Source organism: Solibacillus faecavium (assembly GCF_014836905.1).
In the GTDB taxonomy this organism is placed as follows: Bacteria; Bacillota; Bacilli; order Bacillales_A; family Planococcaceae; genus Solibacillus; species Solibacillus faecavium.
The window spans coordinates 1-22,355 of record NZ_JACSPZ010000001.1 but is presented as its reverse complement, the minus strand read 5'-3'; the positions used below and the strand labels follow the sequence as shown (position 1 = coordinate 22,355).

Below are 22,355 nucleotides of genomic sequence, written 5' to 3'. Positions count from 1 at the left end.
GAATAAGGAGGTGGGAAGTAAATTGCCGATTGAACGTATGTACGTCAAATATAGTGATAGCATTTATCATTTTATTTATTTTTTAGTTGGTGATGATGAGCTGGCTAAGGATTTGACACAGGAAACCTTTTTGAAAGCGATTAATAGCCGATCTAAATTCCGTGGTCAATCTAGCGAAAAAACTTGGCTCTCAAAAATTGCGCGCAATCTTGTTTACGACCATTTTCGCCGTAAAAGATTATTGAAATTTATCCCGTTTCTACATGAGCATGAACAAATCGACTATACATATTCCCCAGAACATTGGCTTCAAGCAAAAAATGAGCATTATGAGCTTTATGAAGCATTAGGAAAGCTCCCTCACCATTACCGTGAAGCAATTGTATTACGTAAAATTGAACAATTTTCAATTATAGAAAGTGCTCAAATATTAGGATGGACAGAGGCAAAAGTAAAAAATGCCACAGAGCGCGGGATGAAAAAAATGACTGAGCTGCTAGGAGGGGAGCGAGATGCTTGATTCAAAATTAAGATCATTACAGAGAAAAAGCCTTGATGAAGAAACTAAGAATAGCCAACTTCTAAAATTAAATAAGCGAAATAAAGATTACATGAAAAAGCAAAAGTTTACGTATAGTGTAACACTCGTGCTCTTTGGATTATTACTATTTGTATTTTCCCAAATAATTATAGAGTTTCCTAAATCTATACAGCCGCAACAATCAACAAATTTCGAGCTTGGGGAAGTAACGAAAGCCTACTACCTTTACAGTAAACGTGCTGATCGAATGTACAACTTAACTTCACCCTTTTATACTGATAAATTATCTACCACTGATCCCGCTATATTAAATGAATTTGAGCTGTTATTTAAAAATAGTGAATGGTCATCTTTTAGTGGGGAATTAACAAACTATACAGATTCAACAAATTATTTATTTCAATTAGAAAATGGGGGGAGTGTATATTTAAAGGAGATTAATGACGATGGGAACTCATTTTTTGTTAATCCGAATACCATGATGCAAATTAAATTACCAGAACAAAGCCATGAACAATTTCATACCTACTGGTTGCATATATATATTGGAAAAAATGATTTTCCGCCTTGGAAAATTGGGTTACTGACAATTTTATTATTATTATTTGTTTATGCAGCGATTAAATCAAAAAGGAGAGGAGTAAAGGAAAAAACCTCACCGATTATTAATTTAACTTGTTTAGTACTTACATTTATTAGTATCCACCAAATGAATGAATGGATTGGTGTAAATCATTTGCTGATGTTGTTATTAATATTTACTTTTTTTATTTCAGCTACTATTTATTTACACATTTTAATAAAAAAACAACAACCAAATTGGAAACATGATATACAAAGAATTTTTATGATAAACGTGATTCTGTTTGTATTGTTTATCTAAAAAACCTATCCACTCTTTTCAGTGGATAGGTCTATTATTCTTCCTCTTCTTCATCATCAATTGTGTAGAGGATTATAATGTCTCCTATACCTTCTATTGTTGCAGGTATTGTGAATGCTTGCTGGAACCCATATAATTTCGTATGACCTACCATCACTGTAGGAGGAGTAATATCAAGTTCCAATTCATATTGTCCTGCATATGTACATAAATTACCAGCAATCATATTTCCTAGCTCACCCGTAAATGACTCCAGCATCGGACCTTCCAAAGGCATGCCAAACATCGCTGAGCCAATCGAACCGAAAATTTCAGGCGAACCATCTATAATAACACGACCTTTTAAATCACCGACTAATCCTATAAGTACACCCATTTCTTTTTGTTCGTAAGGTTCTGTTGCAATCGAAGGAGATTTTACATCTATATTCACAGGTATAATGGATTTTAATGAATGGATTGTACCATTCAAGATAGTTTGAATATGCTTAGAAGTACTCAAATGATTTCCCCCTTACCATGACTTTTAATACATATTAACATGTTACTTTAGTATATGTATACAGGAAATCCAAAAGAAAGGGCATTGACGCTAAAATTGAAACGATTTATAATGAAATTGATAATTGTTATCAATAGTTAAGGCGGTGTGTAAAATGTTGTATGCGTTAGTTGGAGCAACAGTAATTGTTTATTTATCGATTGGAAACTTTGTTTTAAAAAATGTCGCAAAATAATGCACAAAATCTTTACTTAAAATAAAATTTATTCAGCGCAATGTCATCTTGACAAAGCGCTTTTTTCATTGTTATTATAGAAATTTGTTGGAAAATATTACATATTATTAAGTGTCATTACTATTTAAAGGTGAGATTATGATGATCAATATTGCAGAGAGAAATAATGTGACAATATTAGGGAAAGGGGAGCAAGTATTATTATTTGGCCATGGGTTCGGATGCGATCAATCGTTATGGCATTCTTTAACGACTTATTTGAAAGATGCATATAAAATTATTTTATTTGATTATGTTGGTGCAGGGAAATCGGACATTTTAGCGTACGATTCTATAAAATACAATAGTTTAGATGGGTACGCGCAAGATGTAATCGATGTTATAGAAGCTTTTGATCTGAAAAATATTATTTTTATTGGGCATTCCATAAGTTCTATGATTGGTATGCTCGCAGCAATAAAAAAGCCACAGTATTTTTCAAAATTAATTATGATTGGCCCATCCCCATGCTATTTAAATGATGGAAGTTATACAGGTGGCTTTAGCCGTAGTGAAATTGAAGAGCTGCTAGAGACGATGGAAATGAATTTTGAAGGCTGGGCAAGTTATATGGCCCCGATGGCAATGGACCAGTCCAAAGATTCATATTTGACTAAAACGCTTGAAAGAACTTTCGTTTCGACGAACCCTAGTATTGCTCGCCAATTTGCCGAAGTAACTTTCTTTAGTGATTATCGTCATCAATTAGGTGAACTGCAAATACCTACTTTATTATTGCAATGCGCAAATGATAGCATTGTCCCGATTGAAGTAGGGGACTATTTAAATGAGCATATAACGGACAGTGAATTAGTAATCTTAAATACGAGAGGTCATTATCCGCATTTAAGTGATCCAAATTTAACTGCAGAAATCATTTTACAGTATTTAAAGCGAGGATAGGAGCGAAATGATAAATGGATAGTCGATTATTTCAATTACCTTGTGGATATATGGAAACGGATTTACAATATGTGATTACGGATATAAATGAAACACTTTTAAACTGGACGAATTATAAACGTGAGGACTTAATCGGAAAGCATATAGAAAAATTATTTTCTGCAAGCAGTAAATTAATTTTTCATTCCTATCTTTATCCGAATATGTCGATCTATCATTTTGTAGATGAACTGTTTATTCATGTACAAAGTTCAGAAGGTCACACTATTCCATGCTTAGTTAATGCAAAAGAGATTCAGTTGGATGATGCAGCATTAGTATCTATCGTTTTTATGCCAATGAAAAAAAGGATTGACCATGAGCGTGAAGTTCGCCAAGCTAAATTAATGCTGGAAGAGGCTTATAAGGAAAAAACAATTGCTTATGAGCATCTTCATCGGATTAATAAGGAAATTGAAAATAAACAAGAACAATTACTTAGTATGAATGAGGAACTTACGAAAATTTCCAATACGGATAATTTAACGGGGATTGCGAATCGCCGCTTTTTCCAACAGCAGCTTACAGATTATGTGGAGAAATATCGCCAAAATAGTGTGCCGTTCTCTCTACTTGTAATGGATATTGACCATTTTAAGCAAGTCAATGATAAGCATGGCCATGCAATTGGGGATCTAGTATTGGCTCAATTGGGGTTGATTTTAAATACTGTGGCACGTGAAAATGATACAGTTGCAAGATTTGGCGGGGAAGAGTTTGTATTATTATTAGGTGAAACTGCTGAAGAAGAAGCATTTCAACTTGCCCAAAATCTAAATAAAAGGCTGGAGCAAACGATTTGGCCGACAATAGGAATGCTGACGGTAAGTATAGGCTGTGCTACTTTTCAAGAAGACGATACCGAAATATCCATCTTTGAACATGCAGACGAGGCACTTTATGAAGCCAAGCGTAAAGGGCGTAATTGTACTATACAATATGAAACGTGGAAGGATTTATAAAGACTGTGATTTATGGGTAACGGCTTCAGTTGATAGAGAGAAAAAGATAATGTAAATGACACTCTAATTAGCATTAATATACCGGATTTTATTCAATAACACCATTTGTGCAGCTTTACTCAAAATTCTCCCAACCTGTTGCTATAACTGACTTTTAATAAAAGTGCATAAAACAGCGTATAAACAATTCCCCAACGAAAAAGGCACAATCGCTTCTAAATCAACGGTTGTGCCTTCTGGATGTGTTCCTATGCTTTTATTTGGAAAGATTATCACTCGTTTTTTTTAGATAATTTACTCCATAATTTCTTTATACTTAACAAGATAACAGAAAATATACTTGTTTTTAATAAAAAAATAAAAGCTGTTATCAAAATGATTGGCAACATATCTTTAAATGAGAACTTTTCTAATTCGGAGAAATCAAAGTCCTTTAAAGAAAAAAACAACATAATTAATGCAGCGATTAATACGACCCATTTTTTTTGAAGTGGATTTGTATTATTCAAGTAAAATAATCCCCCTAGTTAATTTATATTATATAGTTTTTTACTAAGTCACTTTATTATATCAATATAATGACCGGAGAATAGATAGATAATATTAACTATATTCTAACTTTCTTAATGACCTTATTCCATAACCTCTCATATTTCCTAAATTTATTGAATCAACCCTTGCTTGGATCAACTCTTAAAGAGCCTGTTTTCGGCCAACTTCATTTGTAGAAATTATACAATATAATAACCGACAAATTGGGAAAGAATAATTAATTGAAAAGGATAGTTTATGCATAGAGAGGTGAGCAGCTAGTTTTCACGATTAGCTTCAATGAAAAAATTACAGGGAATTTATGAGTATGCTGCACAGATGACGGCTAAAGGGAAGGTTGCGACATATATCCCGGCTCTTGCTACGGCCGATCCGAATGCTTTTGCTGTTAGTTTAGTATCAATGGAAGATAAGATCGTTTTTGGGGAATGTACTCAACTTTTTACACTTCAAAGTGTAGTAAAGGTATTTAGTTTTATGGTGGCAATGAACCACCACGGGATCAAGGAAATTATGCGTTATGTTGATGTGGAACCTACAGGGGATTCCTTTGATTCTATCGTCCGTTTAGAAAGTCACAATAATAAGCCATTTAACCCGATGATTAATGCAGGTGCAATTACAGTAGCCTCTTTATTACCAGGGGAAACAATGCACGAAAAGGTGAAATCAGTAACATTATTTTTAGAGAAAATAATCGGGAAGAAAGTACACATCGACAACGAAGTATATTTATCAGAATATCATGCAGCCGATTACAACCGTGCGATTGCCTATATTTTGCAGGCAAATGGCTTTTTAAAATCAGACGTAGAGGAAGCATTGCAAGTATATTTACAGCTCTGCTCCATATCGGTCAATGTAGAGGATTTAGCGGTAATGGCTCTTTATTTTGCGACCAATGGTAAAAATAGTGCCGCTACTTGTAGTAAAGAAGTGATTCATATTGCTAAAGCATTAATGTTCACATGCGGAATGTACAATGCATCAGGGAAGTTCGCAGCATTCATTGGGTTACCTGCAAAAAGCGGCGTGTCCGGAGCGATAATCGCAGTTGTGAAAAATGGGACAATTGAGCACTTACAAGGTCCAATTGGAATAGGGATATATGGTCCTGCAATCGATCAAGTTGGGAATAGCGTTGCTGGCATTGCCTTTTTAACACAGTTATCAAAGGAATTCGACTTGTTTTGCTTATAAAGAAAAGGAACAGTCTTACATAATGAATGAGAGACTGTTCCTTATTGTTTGCAAAGGCTTCAATTATTTTTTAAAATGATTTTTCATTTGATAACAGTATTCAAAGGCTGACCAATTAATTCATACTTTACTTGTAAATAGGCATAATTGATCTCTTTATATTGTTGTGGAGATTGATTGATTAGTTGCTCCGTATATTTTTTAATACTTTCTGTAGCTTCATGCAGATTATTGAATAAAATAAATTCTTTTAGTTGGTTAATATAAAATTCGGTTGTCTTTTGAAAACAGGCAGCTGAAATTTCCTTGTAATCATTAGGTGATTGCGCTAACAATTGTTGTGTAGTGTTTTTAATGGTATTTGCATCTGCCTCTATTTGATATGTTGACATTACTTCATTCATCATTTGCTTATATTGAAGTACTTTGTTCAATTGCATATTATATTCCTCCTATAGTCCAAAAAAATAGCAACATAGTAATTTGAAGTTGTTGCTAAATGGTCGCTTCATAAAGAGACAAGGAATACAAGAGAAGTTTTCTTTTTCGCAATGAAAACCTTTGTATAATTGTCGCACTATGAGCATGAAGAATATTCACTTTCATACTCTAAACCTCCTATCCGCGTAGGTTACTGGTTTGTACTTGAAAAGGCAGGTCTCCTGGCTTATCATCAACGCTCCTCACACCTTCCCATTTTCGGCAATAGTGGTTTATTGTGAGTTGCTCCGAATCACAGTTGCGGGACAGCGACGGATTCTCACCGTTCTTCCCTTTTAATTAAATGTTAAATTTAAACCCTTTCCAGTAAAATTTAGTTATTCTTAGATAGCTATTTGTAAACAATTAGGGGAGAGTCATACAAATAGCTATCCTACAATGACTAAATATAAATTTTTCGTCTACCTGAATTTAAGTTAAGAAAAATAAGGGGAAGTTTTCCGCTTATATGTAGAAAGACCTCAGTTTTAGATGTAAATAAAGGGAGGTTTTCCGGTTATATATTAAAAAAGCGACTTGTTTCTCTGTTTTGGAGTGCGATAAGCGGAATTCCTCCTCTTATTTTGGCTGATTTTTAGATTAATTTCCAAATAAGCGGAATTTCTCCGTTTATTGATTTTATAGCTTATCGTCTGACCTACTTTTAACAACAGTAAACCACTAATACTTAAGCGTTTAGTGATTTACTGTATTTTTGTAAAATTAGACAGATAATACTTGAGCGCGTAGTAGCTTAGCGGCTTCTACCATATTGGTTAATGAAGCAATCGTCTCGGACTCATGGCGTGTTTTTAAACCACAGTCAGGGTTAATCCAAAATTGATCTTTTGGGATAACAGCGAGACTTTCTTCTAATATAGAACTAATCTCTGAGATGCTTGGAACACGGGGGCTATGAATATCATAAACGCCTAAACCGATTCCAAGTTCATATGGATGTACTTTTAAAGAATCTATTAGCTCTCCATGGCTTCTGGAAGTTTCCAATGAGATTACATCTGCATCCAGAGCGCGGATAGGAGCTATAAAATCATTGAATTCGCAATAGCACATATGGGTATGAATTTGTGTATCTACCGCCACTTTTGATGTTGCCAGCTTAAACGAATCTACAGCCCATTGTAAATAATCATCCCAATTTTCCTTGCGTAAAGGTAGTCCTTCCCGAAGTGCCGGTTCATCAATTTGGATAATTTTAATTCCTGCATCTTCTAGTGCTTTAACTTCCTGCTGAATTGCCAAACCAAGCTGGTAGGCGACTTCTTTTCTTGGAATATCATCACGAACAAATGACCAGTTTAAAATAGTTATAGGACCAGTGAGCATGCCTTTTACATGTTTTGATGTAAGCTTCTGTGCCTCAACGACCTCTTTAACAGTCATTGGATGTGTCCAATCAACATCGCCATATATGATTGGTGGTTTAACACAGCGTGAACCGTATGAAACAACCCAAGCATTTTTCGTAAAGGCAAATCCAGTTAAATGTTCTCCAAAGTATTCCACCATATCTGTCCGTTCAAATTCACCATGTACTAGTACATCCAATCCGATTTCTTCTTGAATTTGAATCCAGCGTGCAGTTTCTTCCTTTACAAAGGCCGCGTATTGATCGTTAGTTATTTCCTTCTTCCGCCATGCCGCCCTTGTTTTCTTTACTAGCTGAGATTGAGGGAAGCTGCCGATTGTTGTAGTAGGGTAGTCAGGTAAGTTTAATGATTTCTTTTGCAGTACTTGGCGCTCTTTAAATGGAACAGTACGTGTGAAATCTGTATCCTTAATTCCTTTAACTAAATTGTTAACTTCCTCATTTTTTCGTATAGGATGTGTTGCCAAAGATTCAATCGCTTTAATACTTTCTGCGACGATGCCATCTTTAGCCCACGTGCCATGCTGAATATAATTTGTTAAATGCACAATTTCGCGGATTTTCTCGTCTGCAAAAGCAAGTGCATCGTATAATTCATCCGGTAGATTCTGTTCTGATTTTTTTGTAACAGGGACGTGCTGCAGGCCGCAGGAAGAACTAATCCATAAATCATTCACACCACTTAATTGTTTAACTGTACTTATTGTAGAAACAGCTTCAGCTAAGTTAACAGCCCAAATATCTCGACCATTAATTATGCCGATGCTTAACGTTTTATCCTTAGGAAAACCATGTTGTAGAAGCGATTTCATATTTTCTGTTTTACCATGTACGAAATCTAAGCCAATACCTGCAACAGGAAGATTACTTAAGCGCTCAAATGAAGTTAATGCTTCAAAATAAGTTTGTATCAGTATATTTGCCTGAGGTACAGCTTCAGCTAATTGCTTATATACCTCTTCGATTAATAAAATCTCTTCTTCTTCCAAATTTTTAGTGAAAGAAGGTTCCTCGATTTGAATCCAATCAGCACCTGCATCTACAAGTTGCTGGATTACTTGTGCATATAGCGGAATTAACTTTAAAAAGAAGGCTGCACGGCTTTTTTCGTCATATCCCTTTGCTAAATCAACGAAAGTATATGGACCGATAATTGTTGGCTTTCCGATAATACCTAGTTCATTTTTAGCTTCTTCAAATTGTTGGAGAATATAGTTATTTGTTAAGAATAACTCCTGATTTTCATATTCCGGAACAATGTAATGGTAGTTTGTATTAAACCATTTTGTCATTTCGCATGCTATTACTTCGTCAGTACCACGTGCCATTGCATAGTATGTAGTTAACGAAGAAGCATTTGGTAGCACATCATAGCGTTTAGGAATGATGTTAAACATCACCGCTAAATCCAGTACCCGATCGTATTTTGTGAAATCCCCGATAGTAATTAACTGTAGTCCTAAATCCTGTTGGCGTTTTAAACGATTCAGGCGAATGGTTTTTAGCTGTTCTTCGAATACATCTTCTTCTATCTCTTTTTTCCAAAATTTCTCTAAAGTTTGTTTCCATTCGCGGGTAGCCCCGATATAAGGGTAACCGATAACATTACTAATAATATTCATTTGATAAGCCTCCTTAATGTATTTACATAACCCAAATAAAAAAGCTGTTTCCAATGTGACTTGGAAACAGCTTAGGACTTATCTATGCATAGTAAAATAAACGTCTATAATTGACGCTTTATTCGCACAGAACACCACCTATTTCCACGTAGGTATCGGGTGTGTACTAGAAAAAGGCAGGTCTCCTGACTTAACATCAACGCGCCTCTTACCTTCCCGTTAAATTACAGTGGCTTTTTAAGAGTTGCTCCGAAATACAGTTGCGGGACAGTGTTGGATTCGCACCAAACTTCCCTTTTAAACGCACAACAAATGCGTACCTTTTCTTACACGTTATGTAATTGTACAAACTATAGCATAAAAGGAACCATAATTGTATACCTCGGTCGCTAAAAATATAGAATTTTCAGTAAAAATGGTAAAAAGAAAGACGTAAGACAGCTTTTTAACAACTTTTAAAGTTATATATAGGATGGATAGGGCGTATATTCAATAAATTTTTAATGATAAACGAATTATAAATTTGTTTACAAAATAAAGGACATAGATTATAAATGTTTATAGAGGTGGTTGTTTTGGATATTCAAAATATTTCGATAGATACATTGGTAAATGGATATGAACTTCAAGAAGACCATTACGAATGCTTATTTTGCGGGGCAAGCTTTGGGCTTCATGAAGTCTTTCCACATGAGGGACGGTTATTTACAGCAGAAGGTATGATGAAGCTGCATATCAGACAAATACATAAATCGTCGTTTCATGCATTGCTGTCACTTGATAAAAAGGTAACAGGTTTATCGGATGTACAAATTGAAATGCTACAGTACTTTTTTGAAGGCAAGTCAGATCAGGAAATAGTCGAAAAAAGCAGTTTAACAAGTGTATCAACAGTTCGTCAGCATCGTTTCAAATTACGCGAGAAGGAAAAGCAGGCGAAAATTTTTATTGCATTAATGCAGCTCATGAAAAACCCGGAGCACTATACAATTCATAAGGGGGCGAAACAAGTGGACGAACGCTATAGTATTGAACAACAAGAACGCGAGAAAGTACTAACAACATATTTCAGAAATGGACTAGACGGTGGCATTGAAATAATTCCAAGTAAGGAAAAGAAAAAGCTTATCATTTTACAGCATATTTTAAAGCGTTTTGAAGAGGGGAAGCATTATCATGAAAAGGAAGTGAATGAAATTTTAAAAACGGTCAATGCAGATTTTGTATCGCTTCGTCGTCATTTAATCGAATATGGGTTTATGGAGCGCAATAATGACGGTTCGGAATATTGGCTGAAACAATAGGGGGTTTTAAATCGTGAATGTGGAATTAACTCGCTATCGGGTAAGACCCGGTAAATCCTTTAAAGTGGAGGAATGGCTAAAGTTTTTGAATGAACATATGGATGATGTACTTGTAACGTTGGAAGGTGAAAAAATGTATGTGGAAACAATATTTCATGAAATACTGAATGGCGAAGAATATTTATATTGGTATTCGGTTCGTGGAGAAGGCGGTGTGGATGTGGATGATTCCGATCACTGGATAGATAAAAGACATCTTGAGTATTGGGATGAATGCATTGATGAAAGTTTTGGTTCTGTAGATTTAAATACAAAAGTTGTGATGATTCCGGAAAAAGTCCGTGCTAGTATGGATCTTTAAGGAATCAGGTTGCTAAAAATGAATGTAGTGAACAAGATATAGTACATAAACCAATATCGGTATAACCAATTATTCCATCAACTCCTTAAAAAATTCGGTATGCAATACTTTTATAATTTTAGTAAGACCGTACCTCTCTTATGAAATGGTACGGTCCTTTTTTATAAGCGTGATTATAGCAGGATATTTATTTTGAGCAAGTATAGACTCGATAATTAAAAGTTTCCTGATATTTGGTGATAATGTCCAAATGTTTTCTCATGACGTCGTAAAGCGCGGGGTCAATTTCATTGGAGTAATGAAAATCGGGTTCGGATTCAATTGTAGTATGATGCTTTATTTGAATATTTTCAAAGCCAGTCTGTTTTAATAAATCTGCCCAGTCTGTTTCCAAGAGTAGGGAATCAAGACCATAAAACTGCATGATTTCTTGTTCTTGGGCATCGTCAAGTCGTTCGTTCAACGTTGGTTCTACAGCAATGAACCGTCCACCACTTTTCAATATGCGATAAATCTCACTCACTGCTTTTTGTTTATTAACAAATGAAAGGACGGATTCAGAAATAATAAAATTAAAATGATCATTTGGTAAAGGGATATCTTCAATAGAGCCTTCCAATATTTCTACTGGCAAATTATTAATCTTCATTCTATGTCTGGCCTTTGCAACCATTGTCGGATTAAAATCAAGCGCTGTCACTTTCGCTTGGAATGTTTGTGAAATGTAAGCTGCTGTTTGACCAGTACCACAGCCAGCATCTAAAACGTGATAACTACTATTAATATTTTCATTTTTTAATATTTCTTCTGTTAGATGAATTCCGCCAGGGTGTGCACCACCAATTCCAAGTTCTGCGAGAAGCTCTAAATAGGAATTTTTTATATGTTTCACCTACTTTAAATTTTGATGATGAAATAATTCACACGATTTGCCCGTTTCTAGAAGGGATAACACCTATTAAAACAAGCCGCGATGTGAACGAAATATTTCTTTGTATCATATGTCAGTAAAAAGTGATGGTTCTTTTCTGATGGGGAGGCGAAGAAAACGGTATTTATCTAATATTAAAACCAACTAAATTAATAAGTTAACAAATATTTAATCAAAATGCTTGAATTATAGTGGAAAACTATTATATTATATTCCTATAGATAAACTAGGTAATAAAATTTGGGGGAATAATTATGTTACAGATGGCATTAACGGGTATCCTTTGTGGTGCTCTTTTAGGTTTTGTGATGCAGCGTGGACGCTTTTGTTTAACAGGTGGCTTCCGCGATATGTACATCGCAAAAGATAATCGCATGTTTTATGCGTTACTTGTTGCGATTGCCATACAGGCAGTAGGTGTGTTTGCACTTATCGGCGCAGGTGCGTTTGAGTATACAGTAGGGCAGTTTCCATTGTGGGCAACAATAGGAGGCGCGTTTATTTTTGGTATAGGGATTATTTTTGCAGGTGGTTGTGCCACAGGTACTTGGTATCGCGCAGGGGAAGGTTTAATCGGGAGCTGGATCGCATTGGCGTTTTATATGTTAATGGCAGCAATCATGAAGTCTGGTCCATTGGCACAATTTACAGTGGATGCACGTACTCCGGTAGTCGGTACAGATTCAATTGCAGAAACATTCGGCATTAATGTTTGGTTTTTAGTCATTCCGTTTGTAGCCTTGGTGGCATTCGTTGTTTACCGTGAATTACGTAAACCTCGTGTGAAGATTCCAAGCTTAAAGCCAAAGAAAACAGGCTTAGCGCATATTTTATTTGAAAAACGCTGGAATCCATATGTGACTGCGGTTTTAATCGGTTTAATTGCGACATTAGCGTGGCCGTTAAGTGCGGCATCAGGACGTATTTTCGGTCTAGGTATTACAACACCTTCAGCAAACCTTCTCCAGTTTTTAGTAACAGGAGATTTAGATATTATTAACTGGGGTGTGTTCCTTGTATTAGGTATTTTCTTCGGCTCATATTTCGCAGCAAAAATGAGCGGTGAATTCCGTTTACGGACACCTGATACAAAAACAGTTGTACGAAGCTCTAGTGGCGGTATTTTAATGGGATTTGGTGCTAGTCTTGCAGGCGGCTGTTCGATTGGTAATGGTTTAGTTATGACTTCTATGATGACTTGGTCAGGCTGGACGGCTTTAACATTTATGATTCTGGGAACATGGACAGCATCTTACTTCGTATTTGTGCGTCCATCAAAACAACGTGCAGCAGCGCGTGCATAAGGAGAGATTTTATATGAAGAAAACATTAGAAGTATTAGGAATGGTTTGTCCATTCCCGTTAATTGAAGCAAAAGAAGCAATCAAAGACTTAAACACAGGTGATGAGCTGGAAGTACAATTTGACTGTACACAAGGTACAGAATCCATTCCACGTTGGGCAGCTGAAGACGGCCATGAAGTGACAAACTATGAGCAATTAGGCGAAGCATCTTGGACAATTACGATTAAGAAAAAATAATGAATTAACAGCATCTCGAATTTTGAGGTGCTGTTTTTTGTCGGGGTTTAAGGCGTTGGTATTTTATTAGAACAATTGAGAGAGTTATTAGAAAAACTTGAAGTGATATTAGCAGATTGAAACGTGATATTAGAACAAATTGCCCCCATATTAGCACATCTTAAAAGTATATTAGCAAATCGGAGTTTTATTAGAACAAATAAAATTATATTAGAAGATTTTAAAATATATTAGAAATTCTTATATCGACATCAATGCTACTTCCCTTGCTTCATAGAATTCAATAGCTTAATACATTGTAATCCGTCTGATTCTATTTTTGTAATATTACTTTTGAATTTGAACGGGAGTAGATTAATTACTGCTATAAAGTAAGATAGAATAATAAATGATCTATACCAATCTGCATACTGGACGTCACCAAATATCCACACTAAAGTTGCTGTGACTAAATTTAAAATAATACCACCTAAAAATATTACGATCTTTTTATACCACGCCAAGGAATCAATATTTTCCCATGAGCAATAACCACCGTTCCATCCCATGCTTCTTTTTACAACGAATTTTTTTATTCTAAATAAGTCTTTCCCGAATCCAAGTTGTACTTCTCTAACTTCCTTTCCAAACAAAACAACAAATAATGCATGCCCTAATTCATGAATGATAAATACTATTGGTATATAAAGTATATACATCAAAAAGTTAATTAATTGTTCTTGCATTCAATCCCTCTCCCCAAAGACGAATAAGACAAAAATGGTAAACTACCACTCTAATTAACTATAGTATAAACCTATTCTTTAATAGCAACTTCTACATATTCCAAAAAATTGGTATATTTCGATTGTCCATCAAAATATTGCTTCACTTCATAGATAGGACATAATACATCATCCATCTTTTTAGAATAAAGTACAGACTCATCTTGTACACTTATTGAATATTCATCTAAATGCATGGTATTTTCTCTTATAGAGTTAAAATCAAACCAGCGATATTGGCCGTCTTTGTGATTTTTAATTACTTCCCCTAAATAGGCACCGATGCGTGTTATCAAATTATCATGATGTTCTTTTAATAGCTGCTGGCCAAATTCTGTGTGGATTAATCGATCAGCGTATTCATTAACGCGACGAACGCTATCTATTGAAAAATCTAAATTAGCTTTCGTCAAATTATCCTTATCCCATGTCTCAGATGACACATCTTCAAATAACAATTTAGCACTATATTTTTTTTCATTTTTAATCAATTTCGGTTTGAAAAACATTTTGCTACCTCATTTTTTATAGTAATTTAATAAGTATTCAGTGATTGAAAGCAAAACTAATACGAAACACTAGTCTTTTTTAGATACAACGTTATTTTCTATCTCAATTAAAAAATCTAGTACAGCTGTTTTCATCTGTTCGATACCTGGTTGTTCTATCGGAAAATGGCCAGCTCCTTCTAAAATTACACATCTTTTTTTACATGTTAGTCGATTAAAGAAAGATTCACTTAAGTTAAATGGGGTCATTGGATCTACTTCGGGATGGATAAGTAATATAGGACAGACGTTAAAGGATTCAGGTTCAATAATTGTTTTCATATTTAAGAAGGTTCTTAGAAATCGTAATGGAATTTTTGTTCCTGCCGCTCGAGGATCATTCATAATTAGTCTTGTCAGTTCAAAGTTATTTGTAATTAACTTCATTCTCGAAACTTTCGAAACGGGAATCCGAAATGAATCCAATGCAAATGGAAGACTATCCATCGCAAATTTTCCTAAGCGGCTAATCAGCTTGTTTGGGGCAATTTGATCACGAACATTCTGATTACTTGTATCTACAAAGGTCGTAACAATCAAACCTTTAACGTGTTTGCTCATACTTGCCGCGTGATATGCAAGCATGCCTCCAATGCTGGCTCCTAATAGTACAATTTGTTTACCGTCTCGCTTATATTCCTGTTCCATGAAGTCCTTAATTATGTTTATCCAATCGCGGTAATCCATGGAACTCAATGACTCAGTGTAACTGTAACTTAGACCATAAGGGGGGAGGTCTGGGGATACCACATCGTATCCATTTAATTGTAGCATTCGTGCATATGGAGCCAATAGTCTACCGTTTCCGCCTGCGCCGTGAATTAAAATAACTTTAATTTTTGATCCCGAAACAGACATTCGGTCCAAATGGATTGAACAATCATTCCAATCCCACCATTCTTCAGTTGGCAGATTATTTTCATTTATTCTCAATTCTTCAGGGAAAAATCGTTGATACTCTTTCCAATAAATTTCTGTGTCATTGTATGCTAAATTTCTAGAGTTAAATTTCACACATTTCCCTCCAACTGTAGTGAAATAGCAATTTCCTTTTCCTCTAACTGAATTGAATAGAGCGTATCCTGTTCAATTGCAATGCATTGTTTGTGAGTTAGTCTATATTTATAAGGATGTTTTCAATTTCGCATGTCTTCCTACTAAAAGAACTATTATCGTTTTTTAATAGGGCCTTTACAGAATAGTCTTTAGCTTTTTCAAAAATAATTTCTTGGGAATTTTCTAACTGGACGATTAGTTGGTTTTCATTATCAATTGTTTTCTCAAAAACAGTTCTTAACATTTGATAGTCGGAAATAGTGAAGTCGCCTGAAATATGAATTTTTGCAATGCCAGATATGTTATTCTCTTTAGAATTAGGAACCATATACTTTTCAAACCCTTTTCGGATTTTTTCACTATCCATTTGTTGAAAACCAATTTGAAGAGGGATTTTTTCAAAGAAATTCAAAAAGCTATTTTGCCATGGCATTGTTTTTGAAAATAACTTAAAGAAAAATTCAATCTTAATTCTTTCAGGATTGGAAATGAAAATTCCTTCTTTTTGAAAGCGCTGAACATGAGCATCAATATTATTTACGTCAATCATCAGGCAAATTAATCCTCTATGTCCCGAATTATAGGCATGAACCCATTCAGGCTTCCATCCGCCACCATCGTTATTTTTAATAGTGATTAATTCAAAGTATTCATTTCCAGTCCAAATATTAGTTGCTTTAAAACCTTTAGTACCTTTACCCTTTTTTATATTATAGGGAAGGCCAGCTTTTTTAATTTGTTGAACTTCCTCACTTTCTTGCTGGTAATTTGCAGCTACATTTATTACGAGATGGTCAAGTTTCATAATGGATCACTCCTTAAAGTTTATATACTCAACGTTGAGTATGTGGTTATTTTTTTGTTCCTCTCTTAATAAGAGGAACGATTAAATTCTATTTATAACTATTTAATAAATCCTTCACAAAGTTAATTTGCTGTTCTAAAATATCCACCATGTTTTTAGCTACAATAGACATCATTGGTGAAAATCCGTTCGGTAAATGTTGTTCTTTTATTGATAAACCGCTTTCGACTAAAAGGAGTTCATTTTCAAGCATTTTTAAATGATGTTTTAATGCTTCTTTTGCTCTTTCTTCTTCTAATTGATCAATCATAGATAAACCAGCGTATAAAGAGAGAGGGTAGGGTACATTAGAAGAAATAATAGAGTTATAAACAAGCTCTTTTAAATGCGCTCTTCCTAAATCAGTAATTCGATAAATAGATTTTTGGCGATTACCGCTATGTTCGATATGATCTATTTCTATAAAATGATTTTGTTCCAATTTTTTTAAAGCATGGTAGATGGACCCAACTAGTACACCTGACCATCTTTCGGCTTCGTTCTCTTGTAGCATGATTTGTATATCATAGCCAGACATCGGTTGCATATTTAGTGCACCTAGTACAAGGAGTTGAGTCAATATAATACCTCCAGATAATACTCTATGTTGAGTATTTTACTTTTTATAAACATTGGAAGTCAATTATTTTTTTACATGTATTTACAATTCCTTCGAGTTAAAATTCATGACCATAAAATTAACAAGTGAATATGATGCTTGTTCAATTATTTGAAAATAGCGATTATTATGGGGGGACGTCTATAATTCGTCTAATAGCTTAAAAAATGCATTATTCGCGATAATTTTAAAAAATTCTAGCCGATTTTCTTGACTAACCATGGTACTATAGAAAGTATGAAGAATTTAAGGCAAAAATCTATCTGTTTCGACAAATTAAGAATGACAATTAAGCTCTAAAATTTAGAGTATTCAAAGCCTGGGTAATTACAAAAAAACGAGCATACATTAGCTTTTAGCTTTTAATAAGATAATTGATCAATGTGAATGAAGATAAGGGGTAAGAAATATGACGTTGTTTGACGATAAAATTCAACGATTGTTACAGCAATCGGCATTACAATACATAATCTACAAGGAGAATGAGGATTCAGAACGAATTGAAAAGCTTCATTTATTTGCACGCAAGCTTTTGCAGAAGGAATTTGTCATCGGTTTTGCCGGTCACTTTTCTGCCGGTAAATCAAGTATGATCAATGCACTTTCGGGGGAAAACATTTTGGCGACAAGTCCAATCCCGACGAGTGCAAACATTGTAAAAGTGCATAAATCGGATGAAGATTTTGCTATTCTTTATTTGCATAATGAAAAGCCGGTAAAGTTTGAAGCAGGCTATGATATTAAACAAGTGAAAGAACTAAGCAAAAACGGTGAATTAGTTTCACAAATTGAAATTGGGCATAGCACGTCAAGCTTACCTGAAGGGGTTACTGTTATGGATACTCCAGGTGTTGACTCGACTGATGATGCGCATGCAATGAGTACAGAATCGGCACTACATATAGCGGACATGGTGTTTTATACAATGGACTATAACCATGTACAATCAGAGCTGAATTTCCAATTTACAAAGCAGTTAATGAAATATAATCCAAATGTTTATTTAATCGTCAATCAAATTGATAAACACCGTGAAACGGAACTGTCATTTGAAGATTTCAAACAATCGGTGCATAACTCATTTGCGGCCTGGGGTGTATATCCAAAGAATATTTTCTTTACTTCATTACGCGAAAAAGAGTTACCGAACAATGATTTTGATCAAGTGAAAAAAATCGTTATGGATTCAATGAATGATTGGCAGGAGCAATTAATTTTAACAGCTGAAAATACATTGAAAAAACTACAACATGAGCATGAAGCATATTTAAAAGAAGAAAAACAAGATCGCTTTGAAACCTATGCGGAAATCGTGTCAGAGGATGATTGGCAGCACCGTGATGATATTTTAGAACAATACGAGAAATTGACTCGTCAAACAGAGCTATTCTCGTTTGATGTATTTGACAAACAATTTGATGAAAAACGTAAAGATTTACTTGCAAATGCTGCCATCATGCCGGCGGATGTGCGAGAAAAATTACGCGCCTATTTGGAAAGCCAGCAAGAGGACTTCAAAGTGGGGGGGCTATTTACCGCGAAAAAGAAAACGGCTGAAGAGAAAACGCGACGTCAAGAAGAGGCATATGCAAGCTTTAATCATGTCGTACAATCTCAAATTACTGGTCATATGAAAGCACTAATGAAGCAAGCGCTGAAAGATGTTGGTGCATTAAATGATGAGCGTGCAGCAGGAATTGATCAAAAGGAATTTAATTTCCCGTTTTCAATTATTGAAGAACAAGTACAAAGAAGCGGTGTAATTACAGGTGATGCAGTATTAAACTTTGCGAACCGTGTTTCCGAGGCGACAAAACGTTACTTTATCCAAACAACAGATGCTTGGAAGATCGAGCAAAAAGATACATTGGAGCAAGTAGCGCAAGAAGCAGCAGCACCGGTAAAACTGAAGATCAATGCGATGTCCGAAAAAGTACAGGCACTGCAACAAATACTGCAAATTGAGAAGTTCGAGGCATTCAGCAATACATTAATGAAGCAAGTATCCAATGAGATACGTGCGGAGTCGAAAATTCACCTTGAAAACTGGAAACGTGAGCATGAACAGGCATTGAAAGATGTACGACCATTTAATGAGTCGATGTTACAGTTGACGGCGAAGGATACGGAACTTGTTGATGATCATGTACAGGAAACAGTAGGGTCAGGCTTAAATGCGGAAGCAGTTATTGAAAAGGCATTAAAGACAGCCAACATTATTAAGGATGTTCAAGGCTTTAAGGAAGTTTCAAGTTTCTTAACAAAAAAAGTAGAGCGTTTGCAAAAGCGTGACTTTACAATTGCTTTATTCGGTGCATTCAGTGCCGGGAAATCAAGCTTCTCCAATGCATTAATGGGTGAGCGCGTTCTGCCGGTTTCACCTAACCCGACAACAGCAGCAATTAATAAAATCCGTCCAGTATCACCTGAACATCCTCATGAAACAGCAGATGTTCATTTGAAAAATGAAGAACAGCTATTAGAAGATATTCAAGGCTCGTATGAAGCAATCGGCTTACAAGTAAATTCGCTAAAAGAAGCTTATGACCGTGCAGCAGAAGGCTTGGCTGTTAAATTATCCGACGAGCGATTAAATGTCCATAAGTCGTTTATTCGTGCCTATTCAGAAGGCTATGAAACGTTTGTGCCGAAGCTAGGTACGACATTGCGTGTTAATCGCCATGATTTTGAAAAGTACGTTGCGCAGGAAAATCGTTCTTGCTTTGTCGATAATATCGATTTTTACTTTGATTCGCCGCTTACTCGCATGGGTGTAACATTAGTAGATACACCAGGTGCGGATTCAATTAACGCCCGTCATACTGGAGTAGCATTTGATTATATTCGAAATGCAGATGCCATTTTGTTCATCACATACTACAACCATGCATTTGCCAAAGCGGACCGCGAATTCTTAATTCAGTTAGGCCGTGTAAAGGATGCTTTTGAATTAGATAAAATGTTCTTTATTGTGAATGCAATTGATTTAGCCTCTACAATGGATGAAGAGGAAGAAGTAAAGAGTTATGTTCGTTCAGAGCTACAACGCTTCGGTATTCGTTTCCCACGCCTTTACGGGGTATCAAGTTTGCTGGCGCTGAAGGAAAAGGAAAACCAGAATGATCTTCAGTCAGGGATGGCACCATTTGAAGATGCATTCCATCATTTCCTGAATGATGAATTAATGAGTATTGCGGTACAGGCGCTAAAAGAAGAAGTGGAAAAAACCGAGGCACGACTACATGATTTAATTACGCAAACGGAAGAAAACTTAAAGCGTAAAGATGAACGACTAGAAGAGCTTACTAATCTGGAAAAGCTTGTACGTTCAAAATATCAAACAACCCAAACAGCCATGATTGAAAGTGAAGCGAAGCAGGAACTGGATGAGTTACTGTACTACGTATTACAACGTGTGTACTATCGTTATCCTGATTTCTTCCGTGAAAGTTATAATCCGTCTACTTTTGCTCAAATGCCTCCGCAGCAAGCATTACAGACAGCTTTGAAAGAAGTGCTTCAAGCACTAAGCTTTGACTTTGCACAGGAAATGCGCGTAACGAATTTCCGTTTAGCGCAATTTGTAGAAAAGAAGATGAAAGCGCATTTTAAAGATGCAGCCCGGGAATTGAAAGAGTTAAATCCAAGCTTTGCATTTTTAGCTTATGAATCGAAAGAGCCGCAGCTATTGGACTTTACAGGACCTTTTGCTGAAACTGCTCCTTATGAAGGTGTAAAATCACACTTTAAAAATGTGAAGTCCTTCTTTGAAAAAAATGAAAAAGAGCAATTACGCGATGCATTAGAACAGTTAACAAAACCAAACGCCCAAAAATATTTAGAAATAGAAAAAGCGAAAATTCTTGAATGGGCAGCAGGCTTTATAGCAATTGAGGCGGAAGAATTACGCCAGCACATGCTTGAACAGGCAATTGAGCAAGTTGAAACAGAGCGCCTATTGCTGCAGGAAGAAAGCCACTTAGCTGTTTGGAAAGATATTTTCGCACAACTACAATCATAAGGAGGATCTTTTTATGACTAATATTTTTGTAACAGCCGATAAAATTGAGCCGACAGGACGCTTTATCGATGCTAGATTTGATATGACAAATGTAGAACTAGGCAAAGCTCTTTATGAAGAAGGGCATGTAAAAGGGGCTGTATATTGGGATTTAAATACAGATTTATCGGATTTAGCGAAAGGTGAAGGACGCCACCCGCTACCAGATAAAGAGCAGCTTCAAGCATTATTTGAAAAGCATGGATTAGATCTTAATGATGCTATTTACGTGTACGATCAAGGTGCTTCACCATATGCTACACGCGCATGGTGGATTTTAAACTATGCAGGGTTTAAGCATGCCTATGTTGTTAATGGTGGTTACCAGGCTTTAAAAGATGTAGGTTTGCCAATTACTACTGAAGTACCGACATTTCCAAAAACTAATTTACAGCTTCAATGGAATGATGAAATTTTACTGAAGCGCCAGGATATTGTAAATATTGTGGAAGGAAAAACAAAAGCTACTTTATTGGATGCCCGTTCAGCAGCTCGCTATAATGGCGAATATGAGCCGTTTGATAAATTAGCTGGACATATTCCGACAGCCCAAAATTACGACTGGGAACAGTTACGTGAAGGTTCTAATTTAGTCATTACATCATCTCTTCTAGACAAAGTATCTAAGGACGAAGATATTGTTGTTTACTGTGGTTCAGGTGTCACAGCAACGCCTATTTACACAGTTTTAAAAGAAGCAGGTTATGAAAATGTCCAAATTTATATGGCTGGGTACAGTGATTGGGTAAACCATCACCCAGTCGCAACGTCTAACTAAAAAATAAAACAAGCCGTTATGTGAGATTTTTGCATAACGGTTTTTAATTTATTGATTCAACTATTTTTAGGAGTTAATTTCCAGAAATTATGTTAAAGTGATATTGTAGAAAAATATAGAGTAAAGGAGCATTCCTGTTAGAAACATTTTCGGGGACTTGAAATAAAAAAAGCCCTCTTGTATGATGCTTGAGTGTCAAC

At 35.5% G+C, this 22,355-nt stretch carries 21 protein-coding genes and 2 riboswitches; of the genes, 11 read left to right on the top strand and 10 right to left on the bottom strand.

Annotated features, from left to right (window positions below; translation table 11 throughout):
- The first annotated feature begins 22 nt into the window (after positions 1-22).
- On the top strand, positions 23-520 hold the full coding sequence (locus H9635_RS00105) for an RNA polymerase sigma factor (protein ID WP_191698110.1): 498 nt from the start codon (positions 23-25) through the stop codon (positions 518-520).
- Complete coding sequence (locus H9635_RS00100; protein ID WP_191698109.1) at positions 513-1,424, top strand: hypothetical protein; 912 nt, start codon at positions 513-515, stop codon at positions 1,422-1,424. Before H9635_RS00105 ends, H9635_RS00100 begins: the two co-directional genes overlap by 8 nt.
- A gap of 34 nt (positions 1,425-1,458) precedes the next feature.
- Here H9635_RS00100 and H9635_RS00095 read toward each other — a convergent pair whose 3' ends face one another.
- Positions 1,459-1,926 (bottom strand): chemotaxis protein CheX, encoded by a 468-nt coding sequence (locus tag H9635_RS00095; RefSeq protein WP_191698108.1) that lies wholly within the window; start codon positions 1,924-1,926, stop codon positions 1,459-1,461.
- A gap of 373 nt (positions 1,927-2,299) precedes the next feature.
- Here H9635_RS00095 and H9635_RS00090 point away from each other — a divergent pair, with 373 nt between their 5' ends.
- Together H9635_RS00090 and H9635_RS00085 are read left to right on the top strand one after the other, a co-directional pair.
- Entirely contained in the window at positions 2,300-3,103 is an 804-nt protein-coding gene (locus H9635_RS00090; protein WP_191698732.1) for an alpha/beta fold hydrolase, read from the top strand.
- Positions 3,104-3,117: 14 nt separating this feature from the next.
- Complete coding sequence (locus H9635_RS00085; protein ID WP_191698107.1) at positions 3,118-4,104, top strand: sensor domain-containing diguanylate cyclase; 987 nt, start codon at positions 3,118-3,120, stop codon at positions 4,102-4,104.
- Positions 4,105-4,376: 272 nt separating this feature from the next.
- Here H9635_RS00085 and H9635_RS00080 read toward each other — a convergent pair whose 3' ends face one another.
- Entirely contained in the window at positions 4,377-4,613 is a 237-nt protein-coding gene (locus H9635_RS00080) for a hypothetical protein (protein WP_191698106.1), read from the bottom strand.
- 322 nt (positions 4,614-4,935) lie between these two features.
- Between H9635_RS00080 and glsA the strand changes: the two genes are divergently transcribed.
- Complete coding sequence (gene glsA / locus H9635_RS00075) at positions 4,936-5,856, top strand: glutaminase A (RefSeq protein WP_191698105.1); 921 nt, start codon at positions 4,936-4,938, stop codon at positions 5,854-5,856.
- An 83-nt stretch (positions 5,857-5,939) separates the two neighbouring features.
- Here glsA and H9635_RS00070 read toward each other — a convergent pair whose 3' ends face one another.
- On the bottom strand, positions 5,940-6,296 hold the full coding sequence (locus tag H9635_RS00070) for a hypothetical protein (protein ID WP_191698104.1): 357 nt from the start codon (positions 6,294-6,296) through the stop codon (positions 5,940-5,942).
- Between the two features lie 195 nt (positions 6,297-6,491).
- A riboswitch (cobalamin riboswitch) is annotated at positions 6,492-6,674 on the bottom strand.
- Between the two features lie 385 nt (positions 6,675-7,059).
- Positions 7,060-9,348, bottom strand: a complete 2,289-nt coding sequence (metE, locus tag H9635_RS00065; RefSeq protein ID WP_191698103.1) for a 5-methyltetrahydropteroyltriglutamate--homocysteine S-methyltransferase — start codon at positions 9,346-9,348, stop codon at positions 7,060-7,062.
- 158 nt (positions 9,349-9,506) lie between these two features.
- Positions 9,507-9,687, bottom strand: a riboswitch (cobalamin riboswitch).
- A 236-nt stretch (positions 9,688-9,923) separates the two neighbouring features.
- On the opposite strand from metE, the gene H9635_RS00060 reads away from it, so the two are divergent.
- Both H9635_RS00060 and H9635_RS00055 read left to right on the top strand, forming a co-directional pair.
- On the top strand, positions 9,924-10,652 hold the full coding sequence (locus H9635_RS00060; RefSeq protein ID WP_191698102.1) for a DUF2087 domain-containing protein: 729 nt from the start codon (positions 9,924-9,926) through the stop codon (positions 10,650-10,652).
- 13 nt (positions 10,653-10,665) lie between these two features.
- On the top strand, positions 10,666-11,013 hold the full coding sequence (locus tag H9635_RS00055; protein ID WP_191698101.1) for a DUF6176 family protein: 348 nt from the start codon (positions 10,666-10,668) through the stop codon (positions 11,011-11,013).
- 187 nt (positions 11,014-11,200) lie between these two features.
- On the opposite strand, the gene H9635_RS00050 is transcribed toward H9635_RS00055, so the two are convergent.
- The gene (locus tag H9635_RS00050; RefSeq protein ID WP_191698100.1) at positions 11,201-11,905 is read right to left on the bottom strand and encodes a class I SAM-dependent methyltransferase; all 705 of its coding nucleotides are present in this window, start codon (positions 11,903-11,905) and stop codon (positions 11,201-11,203) included.
- 293 nt (positions 11,906-12,198) lie between these two features.
- On the opposite strand from H9635_RS00050, the gene H9635_RS00045 reads away from it, so the two are divergent.
- The gene (locus H9635_RS00045) at positions 12,199-13,248 is read left to right on the top strand and encodes a YeeE/YedE family protein (protein ID WP_191698099.1); all 1,050 of its coding nucleotides are present in this window, start codon (positions 12,199-12,201) and stop codon (positions 13,246-13,248) included.
- Between the two features lie 13 nt (positions 13,249-13,261).
- Complete coding sequence (locus tag H9635_RS00040) at positions 13,262-13,486, top strand: sulfurtransferase TusA family protein (protein ID WP_191698098.1); 225 nt, start codon at positions 13,262-13,264, stop codon at positions 13,484-13,486.
- Between the two features lie 257 nt (positions 13,487-13,743).
- Here the strand turns inward: H9635_RS00040 and H9635_RS00035 are convergent, their stop codons facing one another.
- The 5 genes from H9635_RS00035 to H9635_RS00015 all read right to left on the bottom strand — a co-directional run bounded on the left by H9635_RS00035 (position 13,744) and on the right by H9635_RS00015 (position 17,278).
- Positions 13,744-14,211: a site-2 protease family protein gene (locus H9635_RS00035; RefSeq protein WP_191698097.1), complete on the bottom strand. Its 468-nt coding sequence runs from the start codon at positions 14,209-14,211 to the stop codon at positions 13,744-13,746.
- Between the two features lie 71 nt (positions 14,212-14,282).
- Positions 14,283-14,759 carry a hypothetical protein gene (locus H9635_RS00030; RefSeq protein ID WP_191698096.1) on the bottom strand — a complete coding sequence of 159 codons (477 nt, stop codon included), beginning with the start codon at positions 14,757-14,759 and terminating at the stop codon, positions 14,283-14,285.
- Between the two features lie 69 nt (positions 14,760-14,828).
- Positions 14,829-15,812 (bottom strand): alpha/beta hydrolase, encoded by a 984-nt coding sequence (locus H9635_RS00025; protein WP_191698095.1) that lies wholly within the window; start codon positions 15,810-15,812, stop codon positions 14,829-14,831.
- A gap of 97 nt (positions 15,813-15,909) precedes the next feature.
- Positions 15,910-16,659, bottom strand: coding sequence for a hypothetical protein (locus H9635_RS00020; RefSeq protein ID WP_191698094.1), 750 nt, complete (start codon positions 16,657-16,659; stop codon positions 15,910-15,912).
- Positions 16,660-16,747: 88 nt separating this feature from the next.
- Positions 16,748-17,278, bottom strand: a complete 531-nt coding sequence (locus H9635_RS00015) for a PadR family transcriptional regulator (protein ID WP_191698093.1) — start codon at positions 17,276-17,278, stop codon at positions 16,748-16,750.
- A gap of 448 nt (positions 17,279-17,726) precedes the next feature.
- Here H9635_RS00015 and H9635_RS00010 point away from each other — a divergent pair, with 448 nt between their 5' ends.
- A complete protein-coding gene (locus H9635_RS00010) occupies positions 17,727-21,338 on the top strand; it encodes a dynamin family protein (protein ID WP_191698092.1) in 3,612 nt (1,203 codons plus the stop codon).
- Between the two features lie 13 nt (positions 21,339-21,351).
- Positions 21,352-22,155: a sulfurtransferase gene (locus H9635_RS00005; protein WP_191698091.1), complete on the top strand. Its 804-nt coding sequence runs from the start codon at positions 21,352-21,354 to the stop codon at positions 22,153-22,155.
- Positions 22,156-22,355 lie beyond the last annotated feature (200 nt).